Source organism: Aeromonas sp. R2-4 (genome assembly GCF_040908365.1).
GTDB classification, from domain to species: domain Bacteria; phylum Pseudomonadota; class Gammaproteobacteria; order Enterobacterales; family Aeromonadaceae; genus Aeromonas; species Aeromonas veronii.
In genome coordinates this window covers 126897-139799 of sequence record NZ_JBFODO010000021.1, presented here as the reverse complement: position 1 = coordinate 139799, position 12903 = coordinate 126897, and the positions used below count along the sequence as shown (strand labels likewise).

Sequence of the window (12903 nt, the reverse complement as noted above, 5' to 3'; positions counted from 1 at the left end):
TGTAGTGGTCAACTAAATCCGGACACTTGGTTAGGCCGATCCTCGGCTTTTGCTGGCGGTATCCCGTCATTGTATTGATGTGGACGTCGCCAGTTGTAGTGATCCATCAGGTAATAACTGATATCCCGCTTTGCTTCCCGCAGGCTCATATATCCCCTTGCCGGGAGCCACTCTGACTTCAGGCTTCTGAACAACCGTTCCATCGGGGCGTTATCCCAGCAGTTGCCACGCCGACTCATACTCTGGGTCATGCGATAGCGCCACAGTCGTTGCCGAAATGCCCGGCTGCCATATTGGCTGCCCTGGTCAGAGTGAAACAGCACGCCTGACGGACAACCCCGCTGCTGATACGCCATCTCAAGTGCTTTGATGGCCAGCTCGGCATCTGGTTTATCTGACATCGCCCACCCCACAACCCGCCGGGTATGCAGGTCAAGCACCGCTGCCAGGTAATGCCAACGACCACCTGCCCAGACGTAGGTGATATCGCCACACCACACCTGATTGGGTTGTTGGACATCAAATTCGCGGGCCAGCAGATTGGGAATGTCCGGTCGTTCAGACCGTGCCACCTTATAGCGGTGTGCGCCCGGCTGTTTGGATGCCAGGCCGGCTTCCTTCATCAGGTTACGTACTTTGAATCGACCAATCTGATACCCCAACTCTCGCATCATCGACATCAAGGCGCGGCTGCCAGCCGAATCCCTGCTCTCTTTGAACAAACGGCGCAACTCAGAGCGCTGTTGCATGCGCTCACGGTTAATCGTCCGCCTGCGAGCCAGATAATCGTAAAAACAGGAGGTGGGAACATCGAAGGCGCAGCAGACCAGAGTGATGGGGGCTTGCTCCCTTAATCGGTCTATCAGCGCGTACGTGTGAACTCGTCCGTCATCAAGAGAGCAGTAGCCTTTTTTAGAATGTCCTTCTCACGTTCGAGCCGGTTGATGCGGGCTTCCAGTTCCTGAATTTTTTGCTGCTCCAGAGTCAGTGCTTTGCTGATTGGGGTAGTGCCACTGCGTTCGGATTGCAGTTGCCGAACCCAGCGGCGAAGTATGGTTTCACCGATATCCAGTGAACGACTGGCTTCGGGGACAGAATATCCCTGGTCGAGCACCAGGGATGCGGCTTCGAGTTTGAATTCGGCAGTAAATGAGCGACGTAATCTTGTCATTGAACACCTCAGGTCATGGTGGCGACTGTACCACCTAAAATGGTGTCCGGGATGATTAGACCACTACAGATCAATTTGGGAAAATTGAAGGCAATCGAGAGCTTATCTAACCACGATTTGAGTGGTTGTGTTGATCAGCTCATCAAGTGAGCCGATTGGTCGAGGTGATCGGCTCATCAAATGAGCCGATTGGTCGGGGTGATCGGCTCACCAAATGAGCCTATTGTTGGTGCTTTATGGTCACGTATGAACTGTTAATCAACAGGGGATGCCATGCCTAATCCGGCCGACAAGATCGATAACTGCCTGCGCTCCCATAGGCGTAGTAATCACATCGGCCGGTTTTTCACCACCTAATCCCCACGCAGAGCGGGTGAGCCATCTCATCGTTTTAGCAGTATCTCCCCGGTGTAGGGATATGGCTGCGTCCACTGCTAAGGCTGCCCAGTAAACGCGATCTCCCTGAGCTGTCGATAAGCGATTGCCCCGTTTGATTTGGCGATTCAGTGTGTCTCGGCTAATGCCAATCATCTGGCAAATTGTTCGGGTATTAGACCCCAATAGCTTGCTCAGTTTGACGACGATCTCAGGAGATACACCAGACACTATGTGCTGATGGGCGGCTAGCCAGTTACGTGGTAGACCGAGCGACTCCAGAACAGATAGATTGCTGGTTGGGGGAGATTGCTCTACATGAGTCATTATGAGTCTGCGCCTCCGTCTGGGGGTTGTTGATGGCAGCCCAATGCGAATCATCACTCAGGAGTTCATTGGGTCATCATCTAGTTTGGGGCATTTCGCAAGTCGTTGGCTAAAAAATTGACATTATAATTTAATTCAATGTAATCAATGCGTTAAGTGCATTCATTCCAATTGGATTCGTCATCGCTCAACACAAGCGCGCACCGATTGGTTGATGGTCTCCATATGACAATTATCGTTCGCTCAATCTGTTCCCTGCCTGGCTACTATTAATCAACCTATTCGCGGCTCTACAAATATTCAATCCTCCAGAGCTGCCATGGCCTCTCGTGAGAATCAAAGGTTTGGCTTCAGGCCTAAATTGCATGAAAAGTGTGGTCGATTTGCGAAACGAGGCCGGTAATTAAACATAATGGGGTCACTTTGAATAAGTTTTTTCGGGGGATAGCTATCGAGCCTTCTTCACTGGACCCAATTGCATGATTTCGATTAAAAAAGTGTTCATTGGAATTGGTATACTGCATCACTTCAAAATCGGGAGTGATGCATGAATTTCACCTTGTTGTTCGATTGGCTCAAGCTTCTTGAGCCGACTTCTGCCCCTACTTTCGTGGTCTGCCTGGTCGGGCTGCTGTTAGTGCTTTTTGGCTTGTTCTATCTTTGGCCATCTCTGTTTGTGGCGAACAATCTGAAGCAGGCAAGCAAAGGATTAGAACCACTGCGTGACCTGCCTGCTTTTGAGAAGTTGGAGCAGGCAACAGCAATGTTTGCATCGCCAAAATTTATAGCTATGAAGCATGCGTGGAAAGAATATGAAGACACTTTGCATAAGCAGAGTGAACTGGCCGAGGGAGAGAGTCGCTTGATAGCTGTTCGCGCGACAACCCTGTCAGCGACCTTCTTCTCAGTGCCAAGTATGGTGGAAATGCCGCTTCGCACTGAGGTTTTCAAGCATCTACCAGGCGTACTTACTGGTATCGGTATTGTCGGCACCTTTTTAGGACTGATGTTGGGATTGTCGCATTTTGATGTATCAGATCCCGCGAAAGTGACCGAAAGTGTTTCTCGCCTGCTCAGTGATGTACTTTACGCTTTTGTTGGGTCTTCATTTGCAATTTTGGCCTCTATTTTAGTTACTGGGTTTGAGAAGGCTCGATGGGGACGTTGCCTTGTATTGCTGGAAAAGCTGACCGAGTCCATTGATGAACTCTTCAAGGGGGGGGTGGGTGAGGAATATTTAGCCGACCTGGTTAAGGCCAGCAATGAAAGTGCAGTGAATGCCCGGCAACTGAAAGACAGCTTGGTGAATGACCTACGCACCATGTTGCAAAACCTGGTTGATACCCAGGTACAGGAAAACTTCAAATTAGCCAACACTCTCTCAACCTCTTATCAAGAAGTCGGTGCGTCTTTAGCTAACCAAATTGGGCGTTCTATCGAAGATAGTCTTAAAGACCCGTTGGAAAAAATTGCTGGATCTGTGAAGCAGGCAAGTGGCGATCAGTCGGGCCAGGTACAGCATCTATTGACTGATGTACTGAGTGCTTTCATGAGCAAACTAGATGCATCTTTCGGCCAACAGTTCAGCGGTTTGCATGAGATGCTCGGTCAGTCCGTAACAGCAATGCAGTCCATGCAGCAAGGCTTTATGGCATTGGTTGACGATATGCGACGAGCTGGAGAATCCTCTTCTCAGCAAAGTTCCTCCATGATCGCGCAACTTCTTGCTGATATGCAGGCTGGCCAAGCAAGTATGCAGACGGGCATGAATGAAATGCTGTCACAGATGCAGACTACGGTAGAACGAATGGGAAGTTCGGGCGAAGATGCCAGTGAGCGTATAGCTCACCAACTTGAGAAATTGTTTGCTGAGAGTGAGGTTCGTCAGCAACAGATGGCCGAAAGTCTGACCAGCTTTATAGAGCAGGTCCAGCAAAGTGTTGGTCAGGGACAGGAAGAGATCATGAGCAACATGTCCACCAACTTGACTCTCTTGAGCTCCCAACTCAACCAGATGTTCCAGACCTTTTCCTCTAACCAAGAGGGAATGGATGCTGCTCATCGTCAGGCACAGGCCGATATCAGGAACACAACGGAGACTGTTATTGGTGGGTTGGATAAGCAGCTTAAAGAGACGCTGCAATTGGTCGAGCAGCAGAGAGAAGTGGCACAGCGGGCTAGCGATAGCCAGCAACAAGCAATGGTTGAGAATCTGGATCATTTTATTGCTCAGATTCAGCACCGAGTAGGTCAGGGGCAAGAAGAGGTTATGGCGAGCATGTCGAGCTCACTAACTCATTTGGGCTCCAAGCTTGAGCAAATGTTCGAGACGTTTGCGACCAATCGAGAGGGCATGGATACAGCGCATAGCCAAGCATTAACTAACGTTCGTACTATGACTGAGAACATTGTTGATGGTCTGCAACAACAGATTCGAGGTTTGATGGCGCTGGTAGAACAGCAGCGCGAAGAAGCGCAGCAAGTTATTGAGGTTCTTGGTCAGCAAACAAGGGAGCACTTGCAGCAGATGGCACAAGGGGCGGACAAAATGCGCCTCGCTGCGGATCGGTTCGACACGGCAGGCAATAGTGTGGCTCAGGTTGGTGAAACTACTGCCAAAGTGATGGAGTCGGTACAGCAAGTTGGTGGAGACCTGGCAGGCGCTTCTCGTGAGCTCACAACTATCATCGCAGAATACCGCGCTCATCGAGAGTCTGCCGTCAAAATTCTGGGTACTATCGAGTCTGTTGTCGCTGGAGCGCAGAGCGAACAGAGCCAGCGAGTGCAACTTATTAGCGATCTTAAACAACACGGTGAGCGAATGCGTGATCTGAACCGTGAGGCTACAGAATACCTCGACCAGATCGGCAACGCGATGGCAAAGGGGTTCAACGAGTTTGCCGATGGGCTGAATCGAAATCTGGTTAAGACCATGGGGAGTTTGGATAGCGAGTTGGATAAGGCAGTGAAAGGCCTTGCTGGTGGTATTGATGAAATGAAGGAAGGGATTGAGGATCTTTCTGAGTTGTTTGAGTCGGTCAAGGTACGACGCTAAGGGGCTAACTTATGTTCGGGATGAAAGGGGCCTCAACCTCACGTCGCTATGATGAGGCGGAAAAGCCATTTTGGATATCTTATGCCGATCTGATGACCGCCATGATGGTGTTGTTCCTAGTGGTTATGGTTGCCTCACTTGCATCTGTGACCCAGCGAATTCGGGAAGTAGAGGCTGGGGAAAAGCAAAGAGGACAGGATATTACCCGTATCTGTCAAAGCCTGGAGATTCAGGCGCGAAAGAAGAGCAATATCATCAAGGTAGACTGTCGCGACAACCGAATTAGCTTTGGGGAGGCTGGTCGCTTTGGCCACAACCAATATTTTCTCGACCCACAGGGTCAGCAGGCATTGCAGGATGTGGTGCCATTGATCTTGGATGTTGCCGATAGCCCGGAAGGGCAACGTTGGATGAAGCAAGTGGTGGTCGAAGGTTTTACTGATACGGATGGTTCTTACCTCTATAACCTCCATCTGTCCCTACAGCGTTCCGAGTGGGTAATGTGTTCTCTGCTTGATGGGCGGAGTCAGTTGCAGCAGTCCCTATCAGCCGAGCACCAACAGCAGATCCGCAGCTTGTTTTTAGCTGGAGGCGTTTCTTTTAACAATGCAAAGGACAGCAAAGAGGCAAGTCGTCGAGTAGAGTTGCGCATGCAATTTTATGGACTCAAGGAAGACAAGCAGCAGGCAGTGGAGAGCGCACCTCATTTTTCTGGTTTGATGACTGCTGAACGCTGTCAATTGGAGATGCGTTGATGGTGGATGCAATTTCCCGTTTTACCGCGACCTTGGAGTCCAGTGTAGAACGGGTCAAGGAACACTATCTGGAGCGACCTCTACATTCTTTTGCTGCTTTGAAGCAAGCTAGTGCTGAGGTTGAGGCAAGCTTTGACCAAGCGGATGCTGCACCAGAACCACCGAAGGAGAAGCGTCATGCCGCTTTGGCGGCTTTCCTGCGCAATGAACCACTCACTCGACGACAGTGGCGGCTGGTATATGCAGGACTTGTTGACTCTGTTGAGGCAGGTAAACAACTACTAGATGATGAAAGAGTCTTTCCACGAGTGGGTAGGCATGTTCGTGCTCACATCGATAACAGTGGGTTAGCTCGTCGAGATTGGTTGGCACTTTGTTTTAGCTATTTTGGCTATCAGGCAATCGATCCAGAAAAGAGTCAAAACTGGCAACAGTTGCGCACCTATATCCGGGATGGTTACCGAGTTTTACGGAATCCGGCGAAGCTGAAAGCTTGGATGCGGATAGTTGATGAGCACCAAGATCTTTTTCAGAGTGAGGCTGGCTTGCAGTTAGGGCAGCAGATATTTGAGGGGACTGTAACAGACCTTACTCAGCTTCAGACTCTTGCCCAGATCCCGGCAGAAAGTTGGCTCTGGCATCAAGTTATCGCGGTCGTGCAGAAGAAAATTACCGAACTTGATGAGACGAGATTTTTAGCCCGGTTACCGGAGTTGCTGACGCTTATGGGGGTTAACAATAGACGACATGCTGACGAGATCTTAGCCGCTTGTCTTACTCGGTATCGTGATTGTCACTGTCATGCTCAGCCACAACCCCATTTGATGCAAGATGGTCTGGAGATCTGGGGAAATCCCCAGTTGAAGTCAGAGCAGAATCGTTGGCGCCACCATGTAGGCAAACCAGTGTGCGACATGGTGGGTGCTTGGCTTGCCAAGCAGGATTTACAACATTTCTTTAGTTTACTTAAAGGCGAAGGTGAGGTTGATCAGGCTCGCCTCTTCTATTGGCTGCGTTTTGCTGATCAAATGAGCTACACCCGTATCGTAATGGGACAAGATGCTAGAGAGAATAAAAATGAGGATTTTGTCCAGTTTCGCAAAGAAAATATGGGACGTTTTGGGAGCCTAATGAAAGAGGCTGGAACAAAGCCAGCGGATAATGCGGTCATTATGCAGATTGGTGACTACATCTTTGTCGAGTTTTCGCACACAGGAAATGCTTGTTATGTATACCGAGCTGATTCCTGTGGATTTAATCCTGATGCAAGCACACTGTACTTAACTCGTGATTTGAAACAAAAAAAACTTGCGAAGGGGCGCTGGATACATGTCCCCAAACCATTGAAGCCCAATGCGATGGACGGGTGGCAGCAAAAATATGATGATGAGTTACGGTTGCTTGGCATTGTTCCAACCTCACAGGGCGCCAGTCAGTCGTGGAGTCAAGTTGTCAAGCCAACAGCTCAATCCAATCAAACATCCTCTACCAAATCAGAACCTAAGCGCCAACCTGACAATGCACCTGAATGGCAGACGGCAGTCACTCACTCAGCGCATTCAGAAAGCAAAGGAAAAAGGGATTTTACTCTGTTGCTCGAGCTGCTTGGCGATAACTTGCTGCACTATGTGGATAACCGCAGCAAGTATGGGACTTTTCATATAGAGCTTAGGGAACGGCATGAACGGAATGAACAGTTATTAAAAAACTGTAACTTCATCGCTGACAAAATCAAACCTCTCATGTTCAGTACCGTTGTTCAGGACAATGAAAGCACTATTACTCCCCAACCGGTAGTGTCGATAAAAAATGATTTCTCTCTACTGCTAGAACAGTTAGGCGGAAACCTGCGGCGCTATACCGATCATCGCGCTAAGGGTGGAGCCTTCCACATTGTTCTCAATAAGCACCTTAGCGAACATGCATTGTTGTTAAGGAAGCATGGTTTTGTGAATAAAACGGGCATGTTGCTCGAATATTGGAAAAAGTGATGCTTGGACGTTGGTTTAGCAAATTGGGGAAAAATAAGCATGACCCGGTTGATCTCAGCCCATGTTGGCAGGCGGATCAGAGAGGGCTCGTGTTTGCCGAAAGTATACAGGACGAACCTGCGCGATGGGCCTTGGTTGCCTATTTGGAACAGCTTGCTGAGGAGGATTACGCCGCAGAGCTTAGCGACCGCTGGCTCCTAACTTGGCGTAACTTGTATCGATTACTAGCGGATCCCGAGCATGAAAGCAGTCTGGCGTTGTTATCTTTGCCTCACTTTGCTGATGTACGCCCCAAATTGGAATGTATTGGTAGCCTGCTTGATGCTCATTTTACCGTTGCGATTACTCACTGGTGTGATGGCGTAACAGGAGAACATGTTGAGTTAAAACGCCAAGGGGCGTTAGTAACAACGGCAAAAGGACAGGGTTTGCTGAGCGAGGCTAGCTGGCAGCTCTGTGAAGCGTTGCGTGATCTTGTTCGTTGTCAGAAGGATCAACCAGGTGAGGCGACCAACTATGAGGGATGGGCCGTTATTCGCAGCGCAGCTAAGGCAGCTAATGCTGACATGGATGGTTTTCTTGCCAAGACCGTGGTTGTCAAACCTCAGCGACTAGCCTTGCGACCACGGAAGGCTGAGATCGATTCCTGTCCCGTCATTGAGGTTAGCGTTGATTTTCCTGAACAACCGGCAGGGTTCCTTTCCTCATTTGATGCCACGCAACGGGTGCAGGATAGATACCGTATAACGCAGCCAGATGGCACTATTGCTCATGTGGTGATAGAGCCTGAAATTAAACATGTGCTCGAAGCCATCAAGGCGATCCCTGGCAGAAGAGTTGCTGGGGATTCGGCTTTGTCTTTGTTACGTAACCCCTATGCCCTGCTAGGAGAAAAGACCAGCGTAGTACTCGATCCAGATCAGCACGAGCAATCGCTTGTCGATGCGGGGATTTATTTTCATCACTTTCGTCTGGAGCCGCAATTCGAGGTCGAGAGTGGGAAAATCACCATCGTATTGCTGCACCTTTCCCCAATAAGCCGAAAGCCACTCCCAGATGTAATCCTTTGTTTCAATTCACCAGGAGTATTTGCTCCTTTTGTACAAGAGCTTCGCCTTAAGATGGCTGCTGGTATGAGTGCAGGTTTCTGGCAGGGTTTTGAGCTTGAGCTCGGCGACTTTGACGAACAGCAGTTGTTCGACATCGAAAAGTTGCTAGATCGCTGGCAAAGAGAGGTGGCCGGAGAGTTGTTCGATTCTTTGTTTGAGCTTTCTCGCTATGGGGATCGCATCATCGGTCTGGGCGAAGTCGTTCCTGTTTCATCGCCCTTTCTGGCTAGAACCACGGGGCAGGATTGGCTATCGAGCGCGAGCGAGTCGCATGAAATAGAGGAATCCTTGGGAGATGCTATCGCACAGATCAATTTTGATGATTCAGCTCTGCTAGATGAGTTGTCAAAGAGGATTGATGCTGCGCTTGCAAACGACATTGGACATCTTTGTTTGCCCGGTTCTGAGCAACCAGTCCCGTTGCGCTTGGCTGAGCAGTTACAAAAGGAATGGCAAAAGCGCCTTCAAAGCGAAGATACAACAGTTCAAAAATCCATGAGGAAAAATGGCATTGGCTTGTTGATGGAAGAAAACATCGATGAGGTGGGTTATGCCAAGTGGCGACAAGATGTGATTGAACAGGCGCATCTTTCTTCCCCTTCCTTACCGGAGAGACTTAAGCCAGAAATTTCGCTGCGTGAGCACCAATTGCACGGTGTGGCATGGTTACAGCATCTGTTCGAACTGTCGCCAGAACATGTATCTGGTTGCCTCTTAGCCGATGACATGGGCTTAGGTAAAACGATCCAATTGCTGACCTTTGTGGTTGATTATCTGGAACGTCAACCTAGTGGCGATCCTGTTCTTATCGTTGCCCCGGTTTCGTTATTGGATAACTGGGAAGCAGAATTGCGAAAGTTCTTCTATGCCGATGACATTGTCGTCATGCGACTCTACGGTGACGCTCTATCAGAGGCAAAGTTTCGTAGCTATGAAATCCCAGAATCATTGCGTCAGCAGGGTGTAACAAATTTGCTGCGTCCCGGTTGGTTGAAGGAGGCTCGTATCGTGTTAACAACATACGAGACGATGCGTTCCCAAGAGATCTCCTTGGGTCGTCAGTCATGGGCCATGGTGATCTGTGATGAAGCCCAAAAAATCAAAAATCCGGCAGCTATGGTGACTAGGGCTATAAAAGCCATGAAGTCTAGGTTTCGTATCGCTTGTACTGGGACTCCAGTAGAAAACACCCTGATCGATCTTTGGAGCCTGTTTGATTTTGTCCAGCCTGGTTTGCTCGGGGCCTTGAACCAATTTGGTCGTGAATACCAAAAACCAATTGAAGAGGGAGAGTGCAAGGATCTAGCTGCTCTGGCTCGATTACGCTCCTTGATTGAACCTCAAACCTTACGGCGAACCAAGCAGGACGTTGCTAAGGATTTGCCTTCCAAGATAGAAGATCGCACTTGCCGCAATCTGACCATGGTTAGTCGGCAGCGTTCTCTCTATAACCAGCAGATTGGTGAATATCGACAGCGACAATTGGTGCAGGAGGCCGCAGGGAGTAAAGAGAGTTTCATCCTTCCTGTGTTGCATAAACTCAAGCTGGTCTGTGCTCACCCCTATTGTGTGGAGCCTGACCTTTGGTTACGTGAACATTCCCCTAAGATGAGGTGGCTTTTAGAACAACTGGATAACATCCGTCGCAGCGGGGATAAGGTTATCATCTTCACCGAACTACGGGATGTTCAGCGTGAAGTACAGCACGCGGTTAAGGTCCGTTTCGATATATCCCCAACAATCATTAATGGGGACACCAGTACAAGTAGCGATAGCCTGAATAGTCGCCAACGTCTGATTGATCGTTTCCAGGCTGTGACCGGTTTCAATGTAATTATTCTTTCCACCGTGGCGGTGGGGTTTGGTGTCAATGTGCAGGGAGCAAACCATGTGATCCATTTCACCCGATGCTGGAATCCGGCCAAAGAAGATCAGGCGACCGATCGAGCATACCGTATCGGCCAGACCAAGGATGTATTTGTCTATTATCCAACCATACGTGATGCTGAAATTCAGACCTTTGAGGCAACGCTCGATGATTTGCTGGATCAGCGGAGATTGTTAGCGAGTGATATGTTGCAGGGGAAAAAGGATTTACAACTATCGGATTTTGATGGTGTGCTTAACAAATGATGTCATTGCCACACTTTTCAACACTAGCATGTAGCCTTTCTCCTAACGCGCACAAATGACAAGCGTCTGCTCACTAATCCTCATAAGAGGTAATTAGCTGTTTTGTAATTTAGTTACATAGTCACTGTCACGGCAAACAGAACTTGGTTTCCAACTTCAATGTCCTGCTTGTTGGTTGAGCTGGCGGAGGATTGCTATTGAGTTTCCAACTTAAATGTCACTTGTGGGGTCGCTAAGTTACTGAATCGATTGATCAGCTAGTTTCCAACTTAAATGGTCATGATCATTTAGGAGCTACATTTAAGCCTTATAAACAACAGGGCCACCCAGACGGGTGGCCCTTCGTTTACATGGACTTTATCTGCATGCTGCTATCCGAACGTCCGGCTTAAGTCCTTGAGCTGGCTCGCTTTGCTCTGCAAGTTGGCACTGGTTTCACTCACTTGATCGATTTTGAGACTGTTATCGTGAGAGAGCGAGGATATCTGGTTGATATTGCGACTGATCTCCTCGATGACCGCTTGTTGCTCGGTGGCCGCGGCGGTGATCTGGTTGGAAAAATCAGAGACCTTGTCTATCTCGACCACAACCTGATTCAGGTTGCCGGTACTTGCCCGGGTAGTGGCGAGGCAGGCGTTGGTTCTGGTCACATTGAGATGCATCATCTCTTTCCATCCCCCCAGGGTTTGCTGGATATGGCCAATGCTGTTCTGGATCTGCTCTGTCGCCTTGTGGGTTCTGGTCGACAGGCTGCGAACCTCGTCCGCCACCACTGCAAAGCCGCGCCCCTGATCGCCTGCCCGTGCGGCTTCGATGGAGGCATTAAGCGCCAGCAGGTTGGTTTGATCTGCAATGCCGCGAATTTCGCTCATGATGGTGCCGATCCGCTCGGATTCGCTCGCCAGCTCAACGGCTGACTGGAAGGCCTGCTCCGCCTGGGTGGCCAGCGCCGACATCTCTGCTCCTGCTTCCGAAAGCTGGGTGCTGGTGGTGATGCAGTGGCTGCGGGCCTCTTCAATCTGGCTGTTGCTGTCTTGAATATTGCGGTTGATCTCCTCGGCGGCCGAAGCCATCTGGGTGACAGCGGTGGCAATCTGCTGGATCTGCGTGTCTTGCGAAGAGATATCCTGGCTGGCCAGCGAGGCGGAGCCGCGCAGGTCATTGGCCATGGCATTGAGCGACGCGGTGGTGTCATCCACCCGGCCGAGTACGGTACGGATCTTCGCTTGCCCGAGCTTGATATGGAAATCGGCAATGCTGTGAGGGGCATCCCCCGAGAAGATAAGGCGGCTGATGCTGTCGTAATCCTGTTCGAGTTGCTGCAAGAATCGCGGTGTGAGGAAGAGAGGGTGGCGATTGAACCAGATGGCTGCCAAGAGGGGAATGATGACCCAGAGCGCCTGCAGCGGTGAGAGCAGCCAGACCGCGCTGATCACGCTGACGAGCAGCAGGGGGATGGTCATCATGGCCGGTGTGAGTTGACGCAGGCCCATGTGAATGGCAGAGCCGGTTTCACGGGCTTTAAGGGTTTTGTACATCTTGCTGGCACGCGCTTTGTGCTCTGCGGCGGGACGGCAGCGGACGGATTGGTAACCCACCATCTTGCCATCTTCATAAATCGGGGTGACATAGGCATCAACCCAATAATAGCGACCATCTTTGCAGCGGTTTTTTACCATGCCTCGCCATGGTTTGCCTGCCTGCAGGTGGGCCCAGAGATCGGCAAACGCTGCCTTGGGCATGTCGGGGTGGCGCACCAGATTGTGATGCTGCCCCAACATCTCTTCCAAGCGATAGCCTGCCACCTGACAAAACGCCGGATTGGCGTAGGTGATGTCCCCTTTGAGGTCGGTCGTCGATACCAACTGGATATCGTCGGCAAATTCAACCTCGGTATCTGTGGTGTGAAGCGAGCTGGTTACCATGATCAGGCTCCGGTTTCGGCGTAACGGAATACTTCGTCTGAGTATGGCAGAGGATGTTCATT

Annotated in this window: 7 protein-coding genes; 4 read left to right on the top strand and 3 right to left on the bottom strand. The window is 50.1% G+C overall.

Translation table 11 applies throughout. The features are described 5' to 3' along the window. Positions 1-8: 8 nt before the first annotated feature. Positions 9-1171 (bottom strand): IS3 family transposase gene (locus AB5Z05_RS11330; protein ID WP_368150226.1). Its coding sequence is split into 2 segments (ribosomal slippage): positions 9-916 and positions 916-1171, totalling 1164 coding nucleotides; the frame shifts between segments, so codons are not numbered across the junction. Positions 1172-1429: 258 nt separating this feature from the next. Continuing rightward, positions 1430-1873, bottom strand: a complete 444-nt coding sequence (locus AB5Z05_RS11325; RefSeq protein ID WP_080630556.1) for an antitoxin Xre/MbcA/ParS toxin-binding domain-containing protein — start codon at positions 1871-1873, stop codon at positions 1430-1432. Positions 1874-2420: 547 nt separating this feature from the next. Between AB5Z05_RS11325 and zorA the strand changes: the two genes are divergently transcribed. Genes zorA through zorD form a run of 4 tightly spaced genes read left to right on the top strand, consistent with a single transcriptional unit; the run spans position 2421 to position 10916 of the window. Further along, entirely contained in the window at positions 2421-4928 is a 2508-nt protein-coding gene (gene zorA, locus AB5Z05_RS11320; RefSeq protein WP_088869620.1) for an anti-phage ZorAB system protein ZorA, read from the top strand. An 11-nt stretch (positions 4929-4939) separates the two neighbouring features. Beyond that, on the top strand, positions 4940-5683 hold the full coding sequence (gene zorB1, locus AB5Z05_RS11315; protein ID WP_024941361.1) for a type I Zorya anti-phage system protein ZorB1: 744 nt from the start codon (positions 4940-4942) through the stop codon (positions 5681-5683). Then, on the top strand, positions 5683-7674 hold the full coding sequence (zorC, locus tag AB5Z05_RS11310) for a type I Zorya anti-phage system protein ZorC (protein ID WP_368151548.1): 1992 nt from the start codon (positions 5683-5685) through the stop codon (positions 7672-7674). Before zorB1 ends, zorC begins: the two co-directional genes overlap by 1 nt. Then, positions 7674-10916, top strand: a complete 3243-nt coding sequence (gene zorD, locus AB5Z05_RS11305) for a type I Zorya anti-phage system protein ZorD (protein WP_368151546.1) — start codon at positions 7674-7676, stop codon at positions 10914-10916. Before zorC ends, zorD begins: the two co-directional genes overlap by 1 nt. 371 nt (positions 10917-11287) lie before the next feature. Here the strand turns inward: zorD and AB5Z05_RS11300 are convergent, their stop codons facing one another. Continuing rightward, a complete protein-coding gene (locus AB5Z05_RS11300; protein WP_368151544.1) occupies positions 11288-12841 on the bottom strand; it encodes a methyl-accepting chemotaxis protein in 1554 nt (517 codons plus the stop codon). Positions 12842-12903: the final 62 nt, after the last annotated feature.